Origin of the sequence: Rhodococcus sp. BP-316, assembly GCF_019836105.1 — a bacterium.
Taxonomy (GTDB): Bacteria; Actinomycetota; Actinomycetes; order Mycobacteriales; family Mycobacteriaceae; genus Rhodococcoides.
The window spans coordinates 655427-679245 of sequence record NZ_JABUEE010000001.1; the positions used below are offsets into that span (position 1 = coordinate 655427).

Here is a 23819-nt window from a genome sequence, read left to right on the forward strand (position 1 = left end):
TCCCCTCGTTCGGCGTCGACATCAGGACAGGTCGACCAGCTCGATGGTCGTCGCGCCCACGGAGGCGGCGATGGCGTCCCGAACGTCCTGCGCCACATCACGATCGACGCGCAGCAGGATGGTGGCGCCACCGCCCTCCGCGTCCTGGCTGAGTGCCGCGGCGGCGATGTCGACACCGGCGTCGCCCAGGGCGGTGCCGATGCGTCCGAGCGAGCCGGGACGGTCGTCGTACGTCACGATGAGGTTCTTGCCCTCGGCGCGCAGATCGAAGTTGCGGCCGTTGATGTTGACGATCTTCTCCACGTGCTGGGGACCGGTGAGGGTGCCCGCGACGTTGACGACGGTCCCGTCGCCGTAGACCGCACGGACGTCGACGACGCTCCGGTGGTTGGGGCTCTCGCTGGCCTTGGTCACGTCGGCCGTGACACCACGCTCCTCGGCGAGCGACGGTGCGTTGACGAAGGTGACCGCGTCCTCGATGACGGCGGAGAACAGTCCCCGCAGCGCCGACAGCTTGAGGATGTCGACGTCCTCGGACGCCAGCTCACCGCGCACGTCGACGGACAGCGACGTCGGGAGCTCGTCCGACAGGGCACCCAGCAGGACGCCCTGCTTGCGCACGATGTCGAGCCACGGCGCGACCTCCTCGCCGACGGCACCGCCGGAGACGTTCACCGCGTCGGGCACGAACTCGCCGGCGAGGGCGAGCAGGACGGACTTGGCGACGTCGGTGCCGGCGCGGTCCTGGGCCTCGGTGGTCGAGGCACCGAGGTGCGGGGTGACGACGACCTGCGGGAGCTCGAACAGCGGGCTGTCGGTGCAGGGCTCGCTCGCGTAGACGTCGATACCCGCGGCGAAGACGTGGCCGCTGGTGATCGCGTCGGCGAGAGCCTGCTCGTCGACCAGTCCACCGCGGGCAGCGTTGACGACGATGACGCCCTTCTTGGTCCGGGCGAGCGCCTCCTTGCCGATCAGACCCTTCGTCTCGGGGGTCTTCGGCAGGTGCACTGAGAACATGTCGGCGCGCTCGAGAAGCTCGTCGAGGCTGACCAGCTCGATACCGAGCTGCGCGGCACGAGCCGGCGAGACGTAGGGGTCGTACGCGATGATGTGCGTCTCGAACGCGGCGAGACGCTGCGCGAAGAGCTGACCGATACGGCCGAGCCCGACCACGCCGACGGTCTTGCCGAAGATCTCGACGCCGTTGAACTTGCTGCGCTTCCACTCGTGCTGACGCAGTGTGGCGTCGGCGGCGGGGATCTGGCGAGCAGCCGAGAGCAGGAGCGTCACCGCGTGTTCGGCAGCGGTGTGAATGTTGGACGTGGGAGCGTTGACGACGAGCACGCCGCGCTCGGTGGCTGCGGGGACGTCGACGTTGTCCAGGCCGACGCCGGCGCGGGCGACGATCTTGAGCTTGGTACCGGCAGCGAGCACCTCGGCATCGACCGTGGTCGCGGAGCGGACCAGGATGGCGTCGGCATCGGGGACCGCGGCGAGGAGGGCCGGACGATCCGGACCGTCCACCCACCGGACCTCGACTCCGTCGCCGAGAGCCTCGACGGTGGACTGCGCAAGTTTGTCGGCGATGAGGACGACGGGGCGGCCTGGCTGGCTCACGTGGAGAACTCCCTGATCAGGTGACGGAGAAGAGGTGTGGTTCCGGATTCGTGCGGGCGTCAGCCTAGTGGCCGAGCCGCGACCCGACGCAGGGCACCCGAGGTCGACGAACTCGACCGCGGTTGCCCCGTGTCAGGAATGCGAGAGTCAGGCCGTCTCGGTGATGGGACGGTCGACCCAGCTCATGAGGTCGCGCAGCTTCTTGCCGGTGACCTCGATGGGGTGCTCGGCGTTCTGCTTGCGCAGGCCCTCGAGCTCGGTGTTGCCGTTCTCGACGTTGGCCACGAGGCGCTTGGTGAACTCGCCCGACTGGATGTCGGCCAGGATCGCCTTCATGCGCTCCTTGGTGCCGGCGTCGATGACGCGCGGCCCGGAGAGGTAGCCGCCGAACTCCGCGGTGTCGGACACCGAGTAGTTCATGCGCGCGATGCCGCCCTCGTACATGAGGTCGACGATGAGCTTGAGCTCGTGCAGCACCTCGAAGTACGCCATCTCGGGCGCGTAGCCGGCCTCGACCATGACCTCGAAGCCGGTCTTCACCAGCTCCTCGGTACCGCCGCACAGCACGGCCTGCTCACCGAAGAGGTCGGTCTCGGTCTCTTCCTTGAACGTGGTCTTGATGACCCCGGCACGCGTGCCGCCGATGCCGCGGGCGTAGGACAGCGCGAGAGCCTGGCCCTCACCCTTCGGATCCTGGTCGACGGCGATCAGGGCGGGAACACCCTTGCCGTCGACGAACTGACGGCGCACGAGGTGGCCGGGTCCCTTGGGGGCGACCATGCCGACGGTGATGTTGGCCGGGGCCTCGATGAGCTTGAAGTGGATGTTCAGGCCGTGGCCGAAGAACAGCGCGTCGCCGTCCTTGAGGTTGGGCTCGATGTCGTCCTTGAAGATCTGCGCCTGGGCGGTGTCCGGAGCGAGCAGCATGATGACGTCGGCCCACTCGGAGACCTCCGCCGGCGTGCCCACGCCGAGGCCCTGCTCGGCAGCCTTGTCACGCGACTTGGAGCCTTCCTTCAGACCGATACGGACGTCGACGCCCGAGTCGCGCAGGCTGAGCGAGTGCGCATGGCCCTGGCTTCCGTATCCGATCACAGCGACCTTGCGGCCCTGGATGATCGAGAGATCGGCATCGTCGTCGTAGAACATCTCGACTGCCACTGTGGTTTCCTCCTACATCTGTCCCGGTCGCATGTGACCGGGTAATCGAAACTACTGGGATGGGTGACTAGCGGGACGCGGTGATGGACTTCGGTCCACGACCCACCGCGACGACGCCGGACTGGACGATCTCGCGAACACCGTACGGGTCGAGCATCCGGAGCAACGCCTCGAGCTTCGAGCGGGTACCGGTCGCCTCGACGGTGACTGCCTCCGGCGAGACGTCGATGACCTTGGCGCGGAACAGGTTCACCGTCTCGATGACCTCGCTCCGCACGCTCGCGTCGGCGCGGACCTTGATGAGCACGAGCTCACGGGCGACCGACGAATCGGCTTCCTGCTCGACGATCTTGATGACGTTGACGAGCTTGTTCAGCTGCTTCGTCACCTGCTCGAGCGGGAACTCGTCGACCGTGACGACGATGGTCATGCGCGAAATCTCGGGAACCTCGGTGCCGCCCACCGCGAGGGAGGCGATGTTGAATCCGCGGCGCGAGAACAGCGACGCCACGCGTGCGAGCACGCCCGGCTTGTCCTCGACGAGCACGCTCAGGGTGTGACTGGTGCTCACAGGTCGATGCCTTTCGAATTCGCGCCCTGGGCCGCCTCGGTGACGTCGCCGACCGAGCCGGGCTCCTGCGCCGCTTCCTCGTCGTTGTCGAACAGCGGACGGATGCCGCGGGCGGCCATGATCTCGGAGTTGCCGGTGCCCGCAGCGACCATCGGCCACACCTGGGCGTCCTTGCCGACGATGAAGTCGATGACGACCGGGCGATCGTTGATCGCACGCGCCTGCGCGATCACCGCGTCGACGTCCTCCTCACGCTCGCACCGCAGTCCGACGCATCCCAGCGCCTCGGCGAGCTTGAGGAAGTCGGGGATGCGGACGGCGCCGTGCGTGCCGAGCTCGGTGTTGGAGTAGCGCTCCTCGTAGAAGAGCGTCTGCCACTGCCGCACCATGCCGAGGTTGCCGTTGTTGATGACGGCGACCTTGATCGGGATGCCCTCGACCGCACAGGTCGCGAGCTCCTGATTGGTCATCTGGAAGCAGCCGTCACCGTCGATGGCCCAGACCTCGGTGTCGGGCAGACCCATCTTGGCGCCCATCGCGGCCGGGACCGCGTAGCCCATCGTGCCGAGTCCACCCGAGTTGAGCCACGTCCGCGGCTTCTCGTAACTGATGAACTGAGCGGCCCACATCTGGTGCTGTCCGACCCCGGCGCAGTAGATCGCGTCGGGTCCGGCGAACTTGCCGATCGACTGGATCACGAACTCGGGCGACATCGCACCGTCCGACGGACGGTCGTAGCTCAGCGGGTAGGTGCGCCGCACGTTGTCGAGGTAGGTCCACCAGTCGGCGAGATCCAGCGCGGTGCCGGTGGCCTGGTCCGCGCGGATCGCCTCGATCAGCTCGACGATGACCTCGCGGCAGTCACCCACGATCGGCACGTCGGCGAACCGGTTCTTGCCGATCTCGGCGGGATCGATGTCGGCGTGGACCACCTTCGCCTCGGGGGCGAACGAGTCGAGCTGCCCGGTCACGCGGTCGTCGAAACGAGCGCCGAGCGTGATGAGCAGATCGCTCTTCTGCAGTGCGGCGACCGCGGCGACCGTTCCGTGCATGCCGGGCATGCCGAGGTTCAGGTCGTGGCTGTCCGGGAAGACGCCCCGCGCCATCAGTGTCGTCACGACGGGGATGCCGGTGAGCTCCGCCAGCTCGAGGAGCTCGGGCGACGAGTTCGACTTGATGATGCCGCCGCCGCAGTACAGCACCGGCTTCTTCGCTGCCGCGATGAGCCGCGCGGCCTCACGCACCTGCTTGCCGTGCGGCTTCGTCACCGGGCGGTAGCCCGGCAGCTTCATCTCCGGCGGCCACGAGAAGGTGGTCTGCGCCTGCAGGACGTCCTTCGGGATGTCGACGAGCACCGCGCCCGGTCGTCCGGAGGACGCCAGGTAGAAGGCCTCGGCGATCATGCGCGGGATGTCGAGCGGGTCGGTGATGAGGAAGTTGTGCTTGGTGACGGGCATCGTGATGCCCGAGATGTCGGCTTCCTGGAAGGCGTCGGTACCGATCAGCGCGCGGCCGACCTGTCCGGTGATGGCGACGACCGGGACGGAGTCCATCTGCGCGTCGGCCAGCGGCGTCACCAGGTTGGTGGCGCCGGGACCTGACGTCGCGATGCACACGCCGACGCGGCCGGTGGCCTGCGCGTAGCCGGTGGCGGCGTGGCCGGCACCCTGCTCGTGTCGCACCAGCACGTGCCGGACCTTCGCCGAGTCGAGCAGCGGATCGTAGACGGGAAGTACGGCACCACCGGGAATGCCGAAGACGACGTCGACCTCGAGCTCCTCGAGTGCGCGGACGACGGACTTCGCTCCGGTCACGCGCTCGGGCGCGAGGGGACGACGCTGCGGCGTCGCGGACGGAGTGGGACGATCGGCGGCGGGCGGAGCCTTGCGTGGTGCCGGGCCGGGCCGGGCGGTGGGTGCGCTCACTGGTGCTTCCTTAGAACTTCATCCGGGCAAGAAAAAACCCTCGCCAGCAGATGCTGTACGAGGGTGGCGCGTCGTGGCTGAGCGTGAAGACGTTTCGGCTCAGGCGACGACGCGCCTGCCGATTACGAGGAACTCTTCACGCTTCACGCGTGTGACGTTAGGCGCGTGATGCGGTGCCAGTCAAACTTACCGAACTCGTTGTCCCATTATGTGGGATGGCGTTATGCAGTGCGAAGATGGAGGGGTGTCGTCTTCGCAGCAGTCCGAACCACCGGTGACAGTCTCCCATACCGAGAGCCCCACTTCCGACGCCTCCCCCGCGGCCCCCACGGTGTTCCGCATCCCGGCCCTGGCGCTGTCCGGCGTGGCGCTGTTCCTGTTCGGGGTCACGTTCCCCGTGGTCGGGGCGCCGGAGCTCTTCGGGTGGATGCTCGCGCTCCCGGTCCTGCTGGGATACTGGATCATCCGCGTCCGCACCACCGTCACTCCGGAGCGGTTCGTCTCGCGCAGGGCGTTCCGTTCCACCACGGTGCCGTGGTCGTCCGTGACGGGACTGCTGTTCCCGAAGCTCGGGTGGGGCAAGGCGACCCTCGAGGACGGCTCGACCGTCCGGATGCCGGGCGTGACCGTCGACAAGCTCCCGCTTCTGTCCGCGGCGAGCGGCGGCGCGGTGCCGGATCCGTCGCCCGTCGAGGAGCCCGCTCAGGACGAGCCGGTCGAGGCCGAGTCCGCCGTCGAGCAGGACGAGGCCGAACCGCGGGCCTGAACGACCACAACTCGGCTGATCCGACGGTAGTGCGTCGATTCGGCCGAGTTGCGGGCGGTGGGGCACGGTCCGATCAGGCGAAGGGGTCGGCGCCGTTCAGGAAGATCCACAGCGCCGCAGCACCGCCGATGCCGATGGCCAACGCGAGGAACGACCCGATGAAGGGCCGGCGCGCCCATCCACGTCCGCCGTCCACGGCGATCCGTCCGGGGCCCGTGAGGATGATGGACGCCGATGCCAGCACCAGCAGCGTCTCGTACTCGACGCCTGTAGGGGCGAAGAACTGCAACCCCGGCTCGCCGACCTGACGCACGAGCCAGGCGTTGATCATGACGGCCAGGACTGCGGCACCCGCGAGAGGCGTGGCCAGGCCGAGGATCAGCAGCGCACCGCCGGCGACCTCGCCGACCGCACCGAGAATGGACAACAGACGTGCCTGGTCGTAGCCGGACCCGGCGACGATCTCCTGGAAGCCCGAGAGCCCGGGACCGTCGAACCATCCCGTGAGCTTCTGCAGACCGTGCACCAGCACGATCGCGCCGACGCTCACGCGCAGGATCAGCAGTCCGAGATCGAGCGTGCCGCGACGCTCCGGGACCACCTCGGGCCGCACCTCGGCCGGGGTCGCCGTGCGATCGGTTCCGGCCACCGGGATCGCGCGCGTCGCGCTGTCGTCGTAGGCCGGTTCGGTGCGACTCGCCGTCGTCGTGTCACCGGGGTAGCCGGTGAGCTTCTCGGTGGGATGCGCGGTACGCGACCGGTCGGCGTCGAGTTCGTCGTCGGTGCGCGGGAGCTGTGCTCCGCTGCCCCCGCCTATCCGCTCGGTCGGCTGGTCGTAGGGACTCGCCGCCGGCTCGTAACCGGACGGGGAACGGCCTGTGTCATCGGACTTCTCACTCACGTGCATCAGCGTAGATGCGGCGGGCCCGTTCCCGGCGCAGGCGCGACCCGTACCGTGGGATCTCATGACAGTGGGTGGGACTCGGCGCGCGGCCCGGCGATCGTTCGTGCTCGGCGCGGCGGTGATGGCGATCGTCACGGCCTCCGCGGGATGCGCACGCTTCGACGACTCCGCCTCGACGGAGTTCTCCCCCGAACCCACGTTCGGCGCTGCCGACATCGAACCGGTGGAGCCGGGAGCGCCGGGTTCCAGCACGCCGCCCGCGCCGTCGCCGGCCACCGGCCCCTGCGTGGATCCGGATCCCAACGTGGTCGCGACCTGTCTCGACACCCTGTCCGGCCTCGTCGTCCTCCCCGGCGGGGCATCGGCCCTGGTCGGCGAGCGTCGCACCGGCACCATCTTCCAGGTGGCTCCGGGCCAGGCGCCCCGACCCGTCGTGACCGTCCCGGTCGACGGCGACGGCGACGGCGGACTGCTCGACATCACGCTGTCCCCCACCTACGACGAGGACCGCCTCCTCTACGCGTACATCACGACGGCGACCGACAACCGCGTGGTGCGCATCGCGGCGGGAGACGTCCCGAAGACCGTGCTCGCCGGCATCCCCCGCGGGACCACCAGCTCGGGTGCCCTCGATTTCTCGTCACCCGACGAACTCCGGGTGATCACCGGCGACGGGGGCGATCCCGCCGCTGCGGCGAACCCGGCGTCGCTCGCAGGCAAGGTTCTGGCCGTCACCGACCCGCGTGTCGACTCCACCTCGGCTCCCCGCGTCGTCATGAGCGGCATCGGCCGCGCCGGCGACGTCTGCATCGACGCCACGGGCAGCACCTGGGTGACCGATGCGACGGCCACCGAGGACCGGCTGTCCCGCATCACGCCCGAGGGTGCCGTCGTCAGTCCCGTGTGGACGTGGCCGGACAAGCCGGGCGTCGGCGGATGCGCGGCCGCACCCGGCTCGGTGGCCGTGTCGATGTCCGGTGCCCGTGCGCTGGCGCTAGTTCCCGTGGACCCGGACACCAACGCGGTGACGACGCCGCCGACCCTCACCGCACAGGACCGGTACGGCCGCCTGCGTGGTGCGTCGCTCGGCGCTCAGGGCCAGGTGTGGGTGACCACCGTGAACAAGGACGGCGGCCAGCCGGTGCCGACGGACGACCGAGTGGTCATCGTGCCGGTGCCGGCCGGCGGCGGCGGGAGCGACTAGCGGGGAGGCCGGAGGTCGTTCTAGCTGCAGGCGGCGATGACGAGTTCCTTGACTCGCGCGGGGTCGGCCTGGCCCTTGGTCGCCTTCATGACGGCACCGACGATGGCGCCGGCGGCCTGCACCTTGCCGCCGCGGATCTTCTCCGCGACGGAGGGGTTGGCCGCGAGCGCCTCGGACACGGCCGTCTCGAGCGCCGAATCGTCTTGCACGACAGCGAGTCCGCGTGCCTCGACGACGGCGTCGGGGTCACCCTCACCATCGAGGACACCGTCGACCACCTTGCGGGCGTTGGCGTTGGTGAGTGTGCGGTCGGCGACCAGCGCGGCGACGCGGGCCACCTGAACCGGGGTGATCGCCAGGTCCGCGAGGTCGACGCCGCGGGTGTTGGCCTGCTGCGACAGGTACGCCACCCACCAGCTGCGGGCGGCGTCGGGTGTCGCACCGGCGTCGACGGTCGCCGTGATGAGGCCGAGCGCATCGGCGTTGACGACGTCGCGCATGACGAGATCGGACCAGCCCCACTCCTTCTGGATGCGCGCGCGGGTGATCCACGGCGCCTCGGGAATGGTGGCGCGTAGTTCCTCGACCCATGCCGCGTCCGGGGCGACCGGCTCGAGATCGGGCTCCGGGAAGTAGCGGTAGTCCTCCGCGGTCTCTTTCTTGCGACCGGGCGCCGTGCTGCCGTCGGCCTCCTGGAAGTGCCGCGTCTCCTGCACGATCTCGCCGCCGTCCGCGAGAACTGCTGCCTGACGGCGCATCTCGTAGCGGACGGCGACCTCGACGCTCTTGAGGGAGTTGACGTTCTTGGTCTCGGTCCGGGTGCCGAACTCGGTGGCGCCCTTCTCCATAAGCGAGACGTTGGCATCGCACCGGAGCGAGCCCTGGTCCATCCGCACGTCGGACACGCCGAGCTCGCGGATCAGTTCCCGGAGCGCGGTGACGTAGGCGCGGGCCACCTCGGGCGCGCGGTCGCCGGCGCCCTCGATGGTCTTGGTGACGATCTCGACGAGAGGCACACCGGCCCGGTTGTAGTCCAGCAGTGAGTGACTCGCTCCGTCGATACGACCGGTGGCGCCGCCGACGTGCAACGACTTGCCGGTGTCCTCCTCCATGTGGGCGCGCTCGATGTCGACCCGCCACGTGGACCCGTCGTCGAGCACCACGTCGAGGTAACCCTCGGTGGCGATCGGCTCGTCGTACTGCGAGATCTGGTAGTTCTTCGGCTGGTCCGGGTAGAAGTAGTTCTTCCGCGCGAACCGACCCCACGGCGTGATGGAGCAGTTCAGCGCGAGGCCGATCCGGATGGCGGACTCGACGGCAGCCGCGTTGACCACCGGCAGCGCACCCGGCAGGCCGAGGCACACCGGGCACACCTGGGTGTTGGGCTCGGCACCGAACTCGGTAGGGCACCCACAGAACATCTTGGTGGCGGTACCGAGCTCGACGTGCACCTCCATGCCCAGCACGGGGTCGTACCGGGAGATCACCTCGTCGTAGTCCATCAGGCTCGTCGAGTGCGATGAGGTGGCAGCAGTCATGGTGCCGAGTTTACTGCGGACCGGTGGGCCGAACCCCCTCGGTGTCAGCCGAAGAAGGCGGCCGCGTCCAGGTAGCGACTCTCGGGAACCCGCTTGAGCTGGCGGACGGCCTCCTCGAGGTCCACCAGGCCGATCTCGGCGCCCTGGAGGGAGACCATCTTGCCTTTCTCCCCCGCGTGCACGGCGTCGACGGCGTTGACGCCGAAACGGGTGGCGAGGACGCGGTCGTACGGAGTGGGCTTGCCGCCGCGCTGTACGTGGCCCAGCACCGTGGTGCGGACCTCCTTGTTGATGCGGCGTTCGATCTCGACGCCCAATTGCTGTGCGACACCGGTGAACCGGACGTGGCCGAACTCGTCGATTCCTCCGTCGCGGATCTCCATCGACCCCTCCTTGGGCGTCGCTCCCTCGGCGACGACGCAGATGAAGTGGGAGTCCCCGCGCTGGAACCGCTTCTTCACCAGATCGCACACCTCCTGGACGTCGAAGGGCTGCTCGGGGATCAGTGTCATGTGGGCGCCGGACGCGAGGCCGGAGTGCAGCGCGATCCAGCCGGCGTGCCGCCCCATCACCTCGACGAGCATGACGCGCTGGTGGGACTCGGCGGTGCTGTGCAGCCGATCGATCGCGTCGGTGGCGATGGTGAGTGCCGTGTCGAAACCGAACGTGACGTCGGTGCAGTCGATGTCGTTGTCGATTGTCTTCGGAACCCCGATGACGGGCACGCCCTCCTGCGACAGCCAGTGTCCGGCGGTCAACGTGCCCTCGCCGCCGATGGGGATGAGCACGTCGATGCCGTTGTCGTCCATCGTCTGCTTGATCTGGTCGAGCCCCGCCCGCAGCTTCTCGGGATTGACGCGTGCGGTCCCCAGGATGGTGCCGCCCTTGGTGAGCAGTCGATCGTTGCGATCGTCGTTGCGCAGTTGGATACGACGGTCCTCGAGCAGGCCGCGCCAGCCGTCGAGGAAGCCGACCACCGACGACCCGTAGCGGGCGTCCGCCGTGCGTACGACGGCCCTGATGACCGCGTTGAGTCCCGGGCAGTCGCCGCCGCCGGTCAGTACTCCGATACGCATGGGTCGGTGCCTCTCGTTCGCGGGTGTCGACGCGGGGTCGCCGCGCACGATGCTCGTCACCATCTTGCTACCTCCGGCGCGCGGAGGCACGGTCGGATCAGTTCGCGGACGGCTGGGGAAACTCTCCCCGTGCGGCTTCGTACGCCGCACCGACCCGGTAGAGGCGATCGTCCGCCATCGCCGGAGCCATGATCTGCAGCCCGACCGGGAGACCGTCCGCGAGACCGGACGGCACCGACATGGCCGGGTGGCCGGCCAGGTTGGTCGGCAGGGTGCAGAGGTCGTACAGGTACATGGCGATGGGGTCGTCGACCTTCTCGCCCAGCGCGAACGCCGTCGACGGGGTGGTGGGCGACACCAGGACGTCCACCTTCTCGTAGGCACGATCGAAGTCCCGGGCGATGAGCGTCCGGATCTTCAGAGCCTGGCCGTAGTACGCGTCGTAGTAGCCTGCGGACAGCGCATACGTCCCGATCATGATGCGGCGCTTGACCTCCGGGCCGAACCCGGCGGCACGCGACATCGCCATGACCTGATCGGCACTGTGCGTTCCGTCGTCACCGACCCGCAGTCCGTAGCGCATCGCGTCGAAGCGGGCGAGGTTGGACGACACCTCCGACGGGAGGATGAGGTAGTACGCGGCGAGGGCGTGATCGAAATTCGGGCACGACACCTCCACCACCTCGGCGCCCAGCGAGGTGAGCACCTCGACGGCGGCGTCGAAGGAGGAGATGACCCCCGGCTGATAGGCGTCCGAGTGCAGTTCCTTGACGACGCCGACGCGCACGCCCGTCAGATCTCCACCCGCGCCGCGGCGCGCGGCCGCGACGACGTCCGGCACCGCCGCGTCGACCGATGTCGAGTCGCGGGGGTCGTGTCCGGCGATGACCTGGTGCAGCAACGCGGTGTCGAGCACCGTCCGCCCGCAGGGACCGCCCTGATCCAGGGAGGAGGCGCAGGCGATGAGCCCGTACCGGGAGACGCCGCCGTACGTCGGCTTGCACCCGACGGTTCCGGTGACGGCGGCCGGTTGCCGGATCGAGCCACCGGTGTCGGTACCGATGGCCAACGGTGCCTGGAACGACGCGAGCGCCGCGGCCGAACCGCCGCCCGATCCACCCGGCACCCGAGTGGTGTCCCACGGGTTCAGGGTGGGTCCGTACGCGCTGTTCTCAGTGGACGACCCCATCGCGAACTCGTCCATGTTGGTCTTGCCCAGCAACGGGATTCCCGCGGCACGCAGCCTCGCGGTGACCGTGGCGTCGTACGGCGAGACCCATCCCTCGAGGATCTTCGAGCCGGCGGTGGTGGGCATGTCCGTGGTGGTGAACACGTCCTTCAGCGCCAACGGGACGCCGGCCAACTCCGACGCGGGCGTCTCACCCGCGTCCAACGCGTCGTCGACGCGCTGGGCGGCGGCGATCGCCTCGTCCCCCGCGACGTGCAGGAAGGCGTGCAGCGTTCCGTCGACCTCGGCGATGCGATCGAGGTGGGCGCGAGTGACCTCCACGGCGGAGACCTCGCGGGTACGGATCTTCGCGGCCAGGTCGGACGCGGTGGACCGGATCAGATCGGTCTGCTCGGCGGCGGTCATCACTCTTCTCCCAGGATGCGCGGCACCGCGAAGCGGCTCTGTTCGGACGCGGGCGCCTCGGCGAGGGCACTGTCCGGGCCGAGACCCGGGACGATGACGTCTGGCCGGGTGACGTTGGTCACAGCGAGCGGACTCGCGGTGGCGTCGACGTCCGAGACGTCGACCTCCGACACCGCCTTCACGTGGCCCAGAATGGCGTCGAGCTGACCGGCGAACGCATCGAGTTCGTGCTCCTCGAGCGCGAGCCGGGACAGTCGTGCGAGGTGGGCGACCTCGTCGCGGGATATGGCAGACACGTCCGTCAGGCCCCCTTCGATTCGTAACGCATGCCGAGCAGCCTAGTTCGTGGCGACCACCCCACCGTCACGGCCTCGCGTCGCGGCGAGGGACGGCGAGCCCGGCCGTCCTCCACCTTCCCGTGAGCCGCGTGCGACTCGATGGAGACGGCGTCGAGTGCGAGGATGTCGGCGTGTCGTATCTCCTGCGGGTCCAGTTGCCCGACCGTCCGGGCAGTCTCGGGTCGCTCGCCGTCGCCCTGGGTTCGGTGGGGGCCGACATCCTGTCGCTCGACGTCATCGAACGCGGAGCCGGATTCGCGGTGGACGATCTGGTGGTGGACGTCGCGCCGGGCGCCCTCCCCGACACACTCATCACCGCGGCCGAGAAGCTCACCGACGTCCGCGTGGACTCGATCCGTCCCTACGCCGGCATCCTGGACACACACCGCGAGCTCGAGCTCATCGATCAGGTGGCGACGGCGCACGACGACCGTCTGCAGGTGCTCGTGGACGGTGCGCCGCGGGTGCTGCGCGTCGGGTGGAGCACCGTGGTGGGCATGTCGGATCACGGTCCGGCAGTCATCGTCGGCAGCTCCGGGGCGCCCGAGTCGCGGGCCGACGACATGCCGTGGATGCCCCTCGAGAAGCCGGCAGTCCTCGACCCGACCGGAGCATGGGTTCCGCAGTCGTGGAAGGACATGGACACCACACTGGCCGCGGCGCCGCTCGGATCGTCGGGCACCGTGCTGGTGCTGGGACGACCCGGCGGACCGGACTTCCGACCGTCAGAGATCGCCCGGCTCGGCTACCTGGCCGGCATCGTCGCCACCGTCCTCGGCTGAGTCCGCCCCGGCGACCAGCGCGCGGGCCGCGTCGGGCCCCTCGCCGAGCAGCGTGCGGAACCCGTCCTCGTCGAGCACGGGAACACCCAGTTCGAGCGCCTTGTCGTGCTTGGATCCGGGCGCGTCGCCGACGACCACGAACGCCGTCTTCTTCGACACCGACGAGGCCGCCTTGCCGCCGCGGGCCAGGATCGCCTCCTTCGCGTCGTCACGCGTGAACGTGGCGAGCGATCCGGTGACGACGATCGACAGACCGTCGAGCGTGCGCTCGATACTCTCGTCGCGTTCGTCCTCCATGCGCACGCCCGCCGCCGACCACTTCTCCACGATGGCGCGGTGCCAGTCGACGTCGAACCACTCGACGACTGCGCGGGCGATGGTGGGGCCCACCCCGTCGGCGGCGGCCAGTTCCTCCTCCGTCGCCGCCCGGATGGCGTCGAGCGACCCGAAGCGGGCGGCGAGGGCGCGGGCGGCGGTCGGCCCGACATGGCGGATCGACAATCCGACGAGCACCCGCCACAGCGGCTGATCCTTGGCTCGCCCCAGGTTGTCCAGCAATCGCCGACCGTTCGCGGACAGCGCTCCCGCCTTGGTTCGGAAGAGATCCGTCCGGGTGAGCTGGTCCTCGGTGAGATCGAACAGATCGCCCTCGTCCTCGATCACCTGTGCGGACAGCAGCGCCGTCGCGGCCTCGTACCCCAACACCTCGATGTCGAATGCACCACGGCCCGCGACGTGGAAGACCCGCTCCCGCAACTGTGCCGGGCACGAGCGCGAGTTGGGGCAGCGGATGTCGGCGTCGCCCTCCTTGGCCGGTGCGAGCTCGGTTCCGCACGCGGGGCAGTGCGTCGGCATGACGAACTCCCGCTCGTCCCCGGTGCGCGCGTCGACCACAGGACCGAGCACCTCCGGGATCACCTCGCCCGCCTTGCGGATGACCACCGTGTCTCCGATCAGCACGCCCTTGCGCACGACCTCGGACGCGTTGTGCAACGTCGCGAGGGACACCGTCGACCCCGCCACGAGCACCGGCTCCATGAACGCGAACGGCGTCACTCGCCCGGTGCGACCGACATTGACCCGGATGTCGAGCAACGTCGTGGTGGCCTCCTCCGGCGGATACTTGAAGGCGATGGCCCAGCGGGGTGCGCGGGACGTGGATCCGAGTCGGCGGTGCAACGCCATCTCGTCGACCTTCACCACGAGACCGTCGATCTCGTGCTCGACCGAGTGCCGGTTCTCGCCCCAGTACTCCATGCGTTCGACCACCGCGTCGACGCCCTGCACCAGTGCGGTGTGAGTCGAGACCGGCAGACCCCAGGCGGCGAGCGCGTCGTACGCGACGGACTGGGCGGCGGGGGCGAAGCCCTCCATCCGGCCGAACCCGTGACAGATCATGCCGAGCCGCCGACGCGAGGTGACCGCGGGGTTCTTCTGCCGCAGCGACCCCGCGGCGGAGTTGCGCGGGTTGGCGAACGGCGGCTTGCCCTGCTCGACGAGAGAGGCGTTGAGCGCCTGGAAGTCCTCGAGTCGGAAGAACACCTCGCCCCGCACCTCGAGCAGCGTCGGGACCGGGAACTCGTCCGACGGGGTGAGCACCTCGGGGATGTCGTCGATGGTGCGCGCGTTGAGCGTCACGTCCTCCCCGGTGCGTCCGTCACCGCGGGTGGCGGCGCGCACCAGTCGGCCGTTCTCGTACACCAGATTGAGCGCGACACCGTCGATCTTGACCTCGCAGAGGTAGTGCAGGTTCTCCCCCGCCTCCACCTCGACCCTGCGCGCCCAGGCACGCAGCTCGTCCGCGTCGAACACGTTGTCCAGGGACAACATTCGCTCGAGGTGGTCGACAGCCGTGAAGTCCGTCTCGAAGCCGCCACCGACGAGCTGCGTCGGCGAGTCGGGCGTCCGGAGATCCGGATGCTCCTCCTCCATCGCCTGCAGGCGCTTCAGCAACTCGTCGAACTGCCCGTCCGAGATGATCGGCGCGTCCCGCACGTAGTACCGGAACTGGTGACCGCGGACCTCCTCGGCCAGCGCGTCCCACTCCTGCTTCTGCTCGGGTGAGGCCGGGACCAGGTCCGGCGGTGTCTCGATCTCGTCCACGATCGCAGACTATCGGAGCGCTCCGACACCGTTCCCGGTGACGAAGGCCGGTGTCACAGCGCGTCGGGATCCTCGGTGAAAGCAGCGCGGACGTCGCGCAGCACCGTCAGAGCGTGCCGGGCCCACGGCAGGCTCGCGCCGGACAACCCACACGTGGGTGAGACGGCGACGCGCTCGGCGAGGTACCGCCTCGGAAAGCCCAACCGATCCATCAGTTCCACTGCGGGCGCCGCACTCTCGCGCCACGCCGGGTACTTATCCGGGTCGGTTCCCGGCACCACCCCCAGGACGGCGACACCGCCGCTCTCCAGGTAATCGCCGACCGCGTCGTACCGCGACGTGGGCAGCAGGGACAGATCGAACGAGACGCCGTGCACCCCGCTGCGTTCGAAGACCTCGAACGGGACGTCGGCGGAGCACGTGTGCACGATCACGGGTCGGTTCACCCGCTGCACCACCGAGCCCAGCAGGTCGGCCACCTCCGGCGCCGGCACCGCGGCGATCTGCTCGAGGCTCGTCACGCCCTGCAGGCGACCGGCCAGCACGGCCGCGATGCGAGGTTCGTCGAACTGGACGACCACCTCGGCGCCGAGCCGCCTCGCGACCTCGTCGGCGTGCGCGGCCACTCCCTCGGCCAACGACCCGGCTATGTCGCGCACCGCACCGCGGTCGGTCAAGGCGCGGTGACCGAACGCCAGCTCGATGTCCGCGGCCATCGTCAGCGGGCCCGCGGCCTGCACCTTGACGGCGCGGCCGGATCCGCGCAGCCCGGCCAGTTCCCACTGCTCCTCGAGAACGTCGAGGTCCTCCGTCAGGAAGTCGCGGGCCCGGCGGCTCGTCGTACTCGGCCGTCGGCTCACGCGGTATCCGCTGGTGGCCGCATCGATCTCGATGTCGACCAGCAGCACGCCGGTGCGCCCGATCATGTCGGCGCCGAGACCTCGCGCCGGGAGTTCCACGACGTGCGGCAGGTCGGGGAGCTCGCCGATCACCGTCGTGACGGCGTTCGCGATGTCCGTTCCCGGCCACGAGCCGACGCCCGTCGCCACGCCTGCCAGAGCGGCAGCAGGATCCGTCACGGGCGAGCGGACGCGGTGAGTGGCGACTCGGCGGAGGTTCCCGCGATGGTGCCGCTGCCGACCACGATGTCGCCTGCCGGGTCGGGGCGGTACAGCACGGCTGCCTGACCACGTGCGACTCCGGTGAGCGGGGACCGCAGACCGATGCGCAGAGTGTCGCCGTCGACACGAGCGACGGCGTCCGCGAGTCCGCCGTGTGCCCGGACCTGGACGACGCAGTCCACGTCGCCCTCGGGCGCCGTGCCGGACGTCCAGACGGGTGTGCTCGCATCGATGCCGTACACGTCGAGGCGGCTCGCCGAGCCGACCCGGACGGTCCCGGTCTCGGGCTCGATGGAGGTGACGTACCGCGGCTTGCCGTCGGCGGCCGGTCCCTCGACGCCCAGGCCCTTGCGCTGGCCGACGGTGAACCCGTGCACACCGTCGTGCTCGGCGAGCACCGCGCCGGAGTCGGCGTCGACCACCGATCCGGGGCGCACGCCGATACGGGCGCCGAGGAACGCCCGGGTGTCGCCGGACGGGATGAAGCAGATGTCGTGACTGTCGGGCTTGTCCGCGACGGCGAGACCGCGGCGGGCGGCCTCGTCACGCACCTCCGCCTTCGGGGTGTCCCCGATCGGGAACAGGGCACGGGACAGCTGGCGCGCGGTGAGGACGCCGAGCACGTACGACTGGTCCTTGTCGGCATCGACCGCACGACGCAGCACGCCGTCCTCGAGCCGGGCGTAGTGGCCGGTGGCGACCGCGTCGAAACCGAGCGCCTCGGCCCGATCGGCGAGCGCCGCGAACTTGATCTTCTCGTTGCAGCGCAGGCACGGGTTCGGGGTCTCGCCTGCGGCGTAGGACGCGACGAAGTCGTCGATCACGTCCTCCTTGAACCGATCCGCGAAATCCCAGACGTAGAACGGGATCCCGAGCACGTCCGCGGCGCGGCGCGCGTCCCCGGCGTCCTCCTTGGAGCAGCACCCGCGCGACCCGGTGCGCAGAGCGCCGGGAGCGGTGGACAGCGCCAGGTGCACCCCGACCACCTCGTGGCCGGCATCGACGGCACGCGCCGCCGCCACGGCGGAATCGACGCCGCCGCTCATCGCTGCCAGAACTCTCATGTCACCACTCTTCTCGTCTCGACGTTCTCGTCATCTCGAACTGGACGCCATGCCGGCGGCCCGCGCACGTTCGACGACGCGCGGCAGGACCTCGAGCAGTGCGTCGACATCGGCGTCGGTGCTGGTGTGGCCCAAGGAGAACCGCAGTGATCCGCGGGCATCGGCCGCATCGACGCCCATCGCCAGCAGCACATGACTCGCCCGCGCGACACCCGCCGTGCACGCGGATCCCGTCGAACACTCGACTCCGGAGGCGTCGAGCAACATCAACAGTGAATCGCCCTCGCATCCGGGGAACGTGACGTGCACGTTGCCGGGAAGTCTGTCCGCGCCGCGGGCACCGTTGACCGACGCGCCGGGCACCGCGTCGAGGACACCCTCGATGACACGCTCGCGCAACGCCACGAGCCGCGCCTCGGTGTCGGCCCGTCCGGCGACGGCGACGTCGAGGGCGGCCGCCATGCCCACGGCACCTGCCGTGTCGGGCGTCCCGGACCGGACGTCGCGTTCCTGACCGCCTCCGTGCAGCAGTGATTCGCAGGGCACCGAGCGTCCGAGCAGCAGCGCGCCGACGCCCTGGGGTCCGCCGAACTTGTGTGCCGCGATGGACAGCGCGGAGAGACCACTGGACGCGAAGTCGAGCTCACGGACACCGGCCACCTGGACCGCGTCGCTGTGCATGGGCACGTCGAACTCGGCCGCGATGGCAGCGAGTTCGCGGATCGCCATGATGGTGCCCACCTCGTTGTTCGCCCACATGATCGACACGACGGCGACCTCGTCGGCGTGCAGCTCGAGTTCTCGGCGCAGCGTCGACGGGAGGACGCGGCCGTCGGCCTCGACCGGCAACCAGGACACCGCGGCGCCCTCGTGACGTTCGAGCCACTCCACGGCATCGAGCACCGCGTGATGCTCGACCGAGCTGGTGATCACCCGGACGCGACGAGGATCACGCGCTCGGCGTGCCCAGAAGATGCCCTTGACCGCCAGATTGTCGCTCTCGGTGCCGCCGGAGGTGAAGATGACCTCGGACGGACGAGCGCCCAGCGCCGCGGCGATGGACTCCCGCGACTCCTCGATGCGGCGGCGGGCCGTGCGCCCCGATCCGTGCAGGGACGACGCGTTTCCCACGGTCCGATGGATCTCCGTCATCGCCTCGATCGCCGCGGGGACCATCGGAGTGGTCGCGGCATGATCGAGGTACACCGGCGTTCCGGGCACACGTGGGGGCTGTGGCATGACGTGGTCCAGGATAACCGGTCGCGGACCCCGCCTGTCCCCCGCGCGAGCACGCCCGAACTGCCGTGCGTCAGCTCGCCCGCACGACGGTTCCGGCGTACTCACCGGGGCGGACCGGCTGGGCGAGCCGATCCCGGCGCGGCAGTCGCGTGCGGGTGACGCGCAGGGGCGGAACTGCCGTCTCGTCCTGGTGTCGGCGCACGGCCAACTCCGCGCTGCGCGCCAGCAGTCGACGATCGTCGATGGGCGCGATGTCCTCGCACACCCGCACGGCGGCACGGACGCCCTTGAGCCGCAGGATCCTCGACATCGACTCGCCGATGGTCTCGTCGCCCACGAAGGCGGTGGCCGTCGTCGGACGGTGGTCGACGTCGCGGTAAGTGACCGCGATCGGCCGCACCACCGCACCGGCGTCGATGGCCGCCTGGAACAGGGCGGGACGGAACGATCCGTAGGCGGTTCCGCACCAGGTGGTGCCCTCGGGGAAGACGACCACCGTGGCTCCTGATCGCAAGGCCTCGGTCACCTCGTCGACGGTGCCGGGCAGGGAGCGGAGTCGCTCACGGGCGATGGGGACGACCCGCACGATGCGTGCGAGCAGACCCAGGACGGGCCAGTCCACGAGGTCCGCGCGGGCGACGAAGCGGCACGGGAAACAGGCTGCCAGCACCAGGACGTCCGTCCAGGACACGTGATTGGCGACGACGAGCGTTCCGACGCCGGTGGGCTCGGCCGTGCGGTCGCCGTCCAGAGTCACCCGGACACCGAGCGCGCCGAGGAGTCCCCTGGCTCCGGCACGTGCGGCGGCGCGTCGACCGCCCGCCGGCAACACCCGGCCCGCCAGCAGGAGCGGGACCACGGCGAGCAGCACCGCCACCAGGACGCAGCGCACCACCACGCGTGCGGTGCCCACGGTCGCCGAGACCGCCGGATGGCACCCCGTCCCGCACGGGCTGGCGGGCATCCAGGCGTGTGTCGTCACGCGTGCGACTCCGCGGTCGCCGCGGCCGAGCGGAGCCGGTCGAGATAGCGGACGTTGGCGTCCTTCATGTGCAGGAGGGTGACGAAGTCCGCGACGCCGAAATCGGGATCGTGGGCCGGCTCCCCGCAGATCGAGGCGCCCATGCGCAGATAGCCGCGCATCAGGGCCGGCACCGAGGTGCGGGCGGGCGCCGTCATGTCGGCGAGGGCGACACCGTCGACGCGCACGGGGGTGCGGGGGTACGCGCGGACCTCGGAGCGGTGCCGCTTCTCGACGAGGTCGTACACGCCCTTGACGTGCGCGCCGTCCGGCTCCCCGTCGCCGAGTGCCATGGGGACCGACACACAGCCCATCACCCGGTCGTAGCCACCGAGGTCGATGTACCGGAGGATCCCGGACCACATCAGCGCCAGCACCGAGCCGGATCGATGGCCCTCCAGGACGCACGCACGACCCATCTCGACCGTCCGCAACTCGTGTGCACGCAGTTCGCTGATGTCGAACTCCGTCGCCGTGTAGTACCCGCCGGCGCGCTCCGCACCGTCCGGGGTGAGCATGCGGTAGCAGCCGACACGATCGCCGGTGCGGTTGTCGACGACGAGCAGGTGATCGCAGTGGTCGTCGAAGCGGTCGGCGTCGAGGCCGCCGTCGAAGGCGGTCGACTCGTACCCCGCTTCCGAGCCGAACACAGTGGCGCGCAACCGCTGCGCCGCGAGCACGTGTTCCGGGGTGGATCCGAGAACGAGTGAGTGGTGCTTGTCGGAGACGAGCACGTGCTCGTCGGCCGAGGACGGGGTGATGACGGTCGGTGCCGAGTCGCACACATCTGATGTCATGGCACATAGATCTATCGAGCCCACTCGACGGCACTCACAACACGACGTGACCGGAAGGTGCACGAACGACGAAAGCCCCGCTACCGACGAACGGTAGCGGGACTCTCGGGTACTGCTGAGGGGATCAGCCCTTGCGCTTCTTCACTGCCTCGGCGAGCTGAGGCGTGACGTCGAAGAGGTCGCCCACGACGCCGAAGTCCGCGATCTCGAAGATCGGTGCTTCCTCGTCCTTGTTGACGGCGACGATCGTCTTGGACGTCTGCATGCCGGCGCGGTGCTGGATCGCACCGGAGATGCCGAGCGCGACGTACAGCTGGGGCGAGACGGTCTTGCCCGTCTGACCCACCTGGAACTGGCCCGGGTAGTAGCCCGAGTCGACGGCTGCACGCGACGCGCCGACGGCCGCACCGAGCGAGTCGGCCAGGTCCTCGACGACGGAGAACTTGTCCGCGCTGCCGACACCGCGACCACCGGAGACGACGACCGACGCCTCGGTGAGCTCGGGGCGGTCGCCGCCGGCGACGGGCTCACGCGAGGTGACCTTGACGACGGCCTCCTCCTGCGCGGGAACCTCGACGTCGACACGCTCACCGGCACCGGCCTGCGGCTCGGCGTCGATGGCACCCGGGCGGAGCGAGATGACCGGGACGTCGCCGTTGGTCTTCGCCTCGACGGTGAACGCGCCACCGAAGATGGAGTACGTGGCGGACTTGTCGGCGTTGATCGCCACGACGTCCTGGTGCAGTCCGGCACCGAGGCGAGCGGCGAGACGACCCGCCACCTCCTTGCCCTCGATGCCACCGGACGTGAGGATCGCGGCGGGCGAGACCGACTCGGCCAGGGATGACAGCACGTCGACCTTCGGCGTGACGAGGAAGCCGTCGACGTCGGCGGACTCCGCGACATAGATCTTCGCGGCGCCGGCCTCGGTGAGTGCGGCGGCGATCGCGTCGGTGGTGCCCGGCGCTCCCGTGACCACCGCGGACGGCTCACCCAGAACGCGGGCGGCCGTGATGAGCTCGCTGGTGACCTTCTTCAGTGCCCCGTCTGCGTGCTCGACGAGTACGAGTACCTCTGCCATGGTGTTTCTCCTGTACTGCAGTGAGACGAATGTGTGCTGGTGACGGGGATCTAGATGATCTTCTGCGCGACGAGGTACTCGGCGACCTTGGTTCCGCCGTCGCCCTCGTCGTTCACGCGCTCACCAGCGGTCTTCGGCGGCTTCGGGGTCACCGTGGTGACGGTGGTGCCCGCGTTCGCGACGCCCACGGTCTCCGGATCGACGCCGATGTCGGCGAGGGTGAGGACCTGCACCGTCTTCTTCTTGGCGGCCATGATGCCCTTGAAGGACGGGAAGCGCGGCTCGTTGATCTTCTCGGTGACGCTGACGATCGCGGGGAGATCCGCCTCGAGGCCGAAGATGCCCTCGTCGGTCTCGCGCTCGCCGCTGACCTTGCCGTCGGCGACGACCAGCTTGCGCATCTGGGTCAGCTGCGGGATGCCGAGGTACTCGGCGATGATGGCGGGGACCGCGCCGATGCGGCCGTCGGTCGCCTCGTTGCCGGCGATGACCAGATCTGCGGCCTCACCGTTCTCGAACTCCACCTGGCCGAGTGCGGCAGCGAGAGCCCACGCGGTCTGGATGGCGTCGGAACCGTGCATGGCCGGATCGTTGACGTGCACAGCACTGTCCGCGCCCATGGAGAGGGCCTTGCGGATGGCCTCGGTCGCGCGGTCGGGTCCTGCCGAGAGAACCTTGACCTCGCCGCCGTCGCGCTCCTTGATCAGGAGTGCCTCCTCCACGGCGCGCTCGTTGATCTCGTCGAGCACGGCATCGGCCGCGTCGCGGTCGAGCGTGTAGTCGCCGTCCGAGAGCTTGCGCTCGGACCACGTGTCGGGAACCTGCTTGATCAGTACGACGATGTTCGTCATGGGTCTTCGTCGACCTCCTGTGTCCTGTCTCGGTGAATCAGGTCTTGATCTCGTAGCGCGGGGCCCGAAACGTATTCGGAGTTCACGCTGCGCGCGGTGGGCCGAAGCCCCGGAACCGACGTGTCACGGACGTTACCCCATTCGTGGTTACTGATGGGTAACTTACTCCTGTCGGGCCGAGAAATCACCCCCCGGGGCCCCTCGGACCGCCGACCGGCGTCGCTCGACCGGGCAGGTGGGAACTACTGTCGCCCGGATGAACGACGCCGCGACCGACACGACCGTGTCGACCGAGACACCCCTCCCGCTCACCGGCGAGCGCACGGTGCCCGGCATCGCCGAGGAGAACTACTGGTTCCGTCGGCACGAGGTCGTGTACCGCCGTCTCGCACCGGCCTGCGCCCACCGAGTGGTGCTCGAGGCGGGCTCCGGCGAGGGCTACGGCGCGGACATGATCGCGCGGACGGCAACACGGGTGATCGGTCTCGACTACGACCGCAGCGCCGCCGAACACGTCGCTCGCCGGTACCCGTCGGTCGCCATGACCCGAGGCAACCTCGCGATGCTGCCGCTGCGCGGCGAGAGCGTCGACGTCGTCGTCAACTTCCAGGTGATCGAACATCTGTGGGACCAGGCCGAGTTCCTGCGGGAGTGCCTCCGGGTTCTGGTTCCCGGCGGCGTCCTCCTCGTCAGCACTCCCAACCGCATCACGTTCTCCCCCGGCCGGGACACCCCGCTGAACCCCTTCCACACCCGCGAGCTCGCAGCCGCGGAACTACGGGAATTGCTGTCCGACACGGGATTCGAGATCGACTCGATGACCGGCGTGCATCACGGCGAGCGACTGCGCGCACTCGACGCGACCCACGGCGGATCGTTCATCGACGCGCAGATCGACCGCGCGCTCGCCGGTGAGCCGTGGCCCGCGACCCTCGTCGCCGACGTCGCCGGCATCACCGTCGACGACTTCGACATCCACGCCGAGGCGATCGACGAGAGCCTGGATCTCGTCGCGGTGGCCCGGAAACCGTCCAGCACGTGACGAGCGCGACCTCGGCCGACGAAC

General features: G+C 69.6%; 21 protein-coding genes. 4 read left to right on the forward strand and 17 right to left on the reverse strand.

What is annotated here, in order from left to right; all coding sequences use genetic code 11:
- Positions 1 to 21: 21 nt before the first annotated feature.
- The 4 genes from serA to HQ312_RS03070 form a co-directional block, all read right to left on the reverse strand.
- Positions 22 to 1617: a phosphoglycerate dehydrogenase gene (serA, locus tag HQ312_RS03055; protein WP_056445463.1), complete on the reverse strand. Its 1596-nt coding sequence runs from the start codon at positions 1615 to 1617 to the stop codon at positions 22 to 24.
- A gap of 147 nt (positions 1618 to 1764) precedes the next feature.
- Complete coding sequence (ilvC, locus tag HQ312_RS03060; RefSeq protein WP_027507014.1) at positions 1765 to 2766, reverse strand: ketol-acid reductoisomerase; 1002 nt, start codon at positions 2764 to 2766, stop codon at positions 1765 to 1767.
- A 79-nt stretch (positions 2767 to 2845) separates the two neighbouring features.
- Positions 2846 to 3349 (reverse strand): acetolactate synthase small subunit, encoded by a 504-nt coding sequence (gene ilvN / locus HQ312_RS03065; RefSeq protein WP_027507015.1) that lies wholly within the window; start codon positions 3347 to 3349, stop codon positions 2846 to 2848.
- Positions 3346 to 5274, reverse strand: coding sequence for an acetolactate synthase large subunit (locus HQ312_RS03070; RefSeq protein WP_051613648.1), 1929 nt, complete (start codon positions 5272 to 5274; stop codon positions 3346 to 3348). Before HQ312_RS03070 ends, ilvN begins: the two co-directional genes overlap by 4 nt.
- 274 nt (positions 5275 to 5548) lie before the next feature.
- Here HQ312_RS03070 and HQ312_RS03075 point away from each other — a divergent pair, with 274 nt between their 5' ends.
- A complete protein-coding gene (locus HQ312_RS03075; RefSeq protein ID WP_162246770.1) occupies positions 5549 to 6040 on the forward strand; it encodes a PH domain-containing protein in 492 nt (163 codons plus the stop codon).
- A gap of 73 nt (positions 6041 to 6113) precedes the next feature.
- Here the strand turns inward: HQ312_RS03075 and HQ312_RS03080 are convergent, their stop codons facing one another.
- Entirely contained in the window at positions 6114 to 6947 is an 834-nt protein-coding gene (locus HQ312_RS03080; RefSeq protein ID WP_222637760.1) for a DoxX family protein, read from the reverse strand.
- Between the two features lie 58 nt (positions 6948 to 7005).
- Between HQ312_RS03080 and HQ312_RS03085 the strand changes: the two genes are divergently transcribed.
- A complete protein-coding gene (locus HQ312_RS03085; protein ID WP_027507017.1) occupies positions 7006 to 8148 on the forward strand; it encodes a PQQ-dependent sugar dehydrogenase in 1143 nt (380 codons plus the stop codon).
- A 20-nt stretch (positions 8149 to 8168) separates the two neighbouring features.
- Here HQ312_RS03085 and gatB read toward each other — a convergent pair whose 3' ends face one another.
- From gatB to gatC, 4 genes are all read right to left on the reverse strand, one after another.
- A complete protein-coding gene (gene gatB, locus HQ312_RS03090) occupies positions 8169 to 9686 on the reverse strand; it encodes an Asp-tRNA(Asn)/Glu-tRNA(Gln) amidotransferase subunit GatB (RefSeq protein WP_222637761.1) in 1518 nt (505 codons plus the stop codon).
- Positions 9687 to 9730: 44 nt separating this feature from the next.
- A complete protein-coding gene (locus HQ312_RS03095) occupies positions 9731 to 10762 on the reverse strand; it encodes an ATP-dependent 6-phosphofructokinase (protein ID WP_027507019.1) in 1032 nt (343 codons plus the stop codon).
- A 97-nt stretch (positions 10763 to 10859) separates the two neighbouring features.
- Positions 10860 to 12356, reverse strand: a complete 1497-nt coding sequence (gene gatA, locus HQ312_RS03100) for an Asp-tRNA(Asn)/Glu-tRNA(Gln) amidotransferase subunit GatA (protein WP_222637762.1) — start codon at positions 12354 to 12356, stop codon at positions 10860 to 10862.
- A complete protein-coding gene (gene gatC / locus HQ312_RS03105) occupies positions 12356 to 12652 on the reverse strand; it encodes an Asp-tRNA(Asn)/Glu-tRNA(Gln) amidotransferase subunit GatC (RefSeq protein ID WP_027507021.1) in 297 nt (98 codons plus the stop codon). The genes gatA and gatC overlap by 1 nt, the downstream gene beginning before the upstream one ends.
- A 173-nt stretch (positions 12653 to 12825) precedes the next feature.
- Here gatC and HQ312_RS03110 point away from each other — a divergent pair, with 173 nt between their 5' ends.
- The gene (locus tag HQ312_RS03110; protein WP_027507022.1) at positions 12826 to 13476 is read left to right on the forward strand and encodes an amino acid-binding protein; all 651 of its coding nucleotides are present in this window, start codon (positions 12826 to 12828) and stop codon (positions 13474 to 13476) included.
- Here the strand turns inward: HQ312_RS03110 and ligA are convergent.
- From ligA to HQ312_RS03150, 8 genes are all read right to left on the reverse strand, one after another.
- Complete coding sequence (gene ligA / locus HQ312_RS03115; protein ID WP_222637826.1) at positions 13420 to 15570, reverse strand: NAD-dependent DNA ligase LigA; 2151 nt, start codon at positions 15568 to 15570, stop codon at positions 13420 to 13422. The two genes, HQ312_RS03110 and ligA, sit on opposite strands and share 57 nt — an antisense overlap.
- Positions 15571 to 15632: 62 nt before the next feature.
- Positions 15633 to 16658, reverse strand: coding sequence for a methionine synthase (locus tag HQ312_RS03120; protein WP_222637763.1), 1026 nt, complete (start codon positions 16656 to 16658; stop codon positions 15633 to 15635).
- Positions 16655 to 17764, reverse strand: a complete 1110-nt coding sequence (gene mnmA / locus HQ312_RS03125) for a tRNA 2-thiouridine(34) synthase MnmA (protein WP_222631828.1) — start codon at positions 17762 to 17764, stop codon at positions 16655 to 16657. Before mnmA ends, HQ312_RS03120 begins: the two co-directional genes overlap by 4 nt.
- Before the next feature lie 30 nt (positions 17765 to 17794).
- Complete coding sequence (locus HQ312_RS03130; RefSeq protein ID WP_056445477.1) at positions 17795 to 19003, reverse strand: cysteine desulfurase family protein; 1209 nt, start codon at positions 19001 to 19003, stop codon at positions 17795 to 17797.
- A 70-nt stretch (positions 19004 to 19073) separates the two neighbouring features.
- Positions 19074 to 19985 (reverse strand): lysophospholipid acyltransferase family protein, encoded by a 912-nt coding sequence (locus HQ312_RS03135; RefSeq protein ID WP_155957127.1) that lies wholly within the window; start codon positions 19983 to 19985, stop codon positions 19074 to 19076.
- Positions 19982 to 20821 (reverse strand): GNAT family N-acetyltransferase, encoded by an 840-nt coding sequence (locus HQ312_RS03140; protein ID WP_027507027.1) that lies wholly within the window; start codon positions 20819 to 20821, stop codon positions 19982 to 19984. The genes HQ312_RS03135 and HQ312_RS03140 overlap by 4 nt, the downstream gene beginning before the upstream one ends.
- A gap of 124 nt (positions 20822 to 20945) precedes the next feature.
- Positions 20946 to 21902 carry an electron transfer flavoprotein subunit alpha/FixB family protein gene (locus tag HQ312_RS03145; RefSeq protein ID WP_027507028.1) on the reverse strand — a complete coding sequence of 319 codons (957 nt, stop codon included), beginning with the start codon at positions 21900 to 21902 and terminating at the stop codon, positions 20946 to 20948.
- A gap of 50 nt (positions 21903 to 21952) precedes the next feature.
- Positions 21953 to 22753, reverse strand: coding sequence for an electron transfer flavoprotein subunit beta/FixA family protein (locus HQ312_RS03150; protein WP_027507029.1), 801 nt, complete (start codon positions 22751 to 22753; stop codon positions 21953 to 21955).
- Positions 22754 to 23009: 256 nt separating this feature from the next.
- Here HQ312_RS03150 and HQ312_RS03155 point away from each other — a divergent pair, with 256 nt between their 5' ends.
- Entirely contained in the window at positions 23010 to 23795 is a 786-nt protein-coding gene (locus HQ312_RS03155; RefSeq protein WP_222637764.1) for a bifunctional 2-polyprenyl-6-hydroxyphenol methylase/3-demethylubiquinol 3-O-methyltransferase UbiG, read from the forward strand.
- The last annotated feature ends 24 nt before the right edge of the window (positions 23796 to 23819 follow it).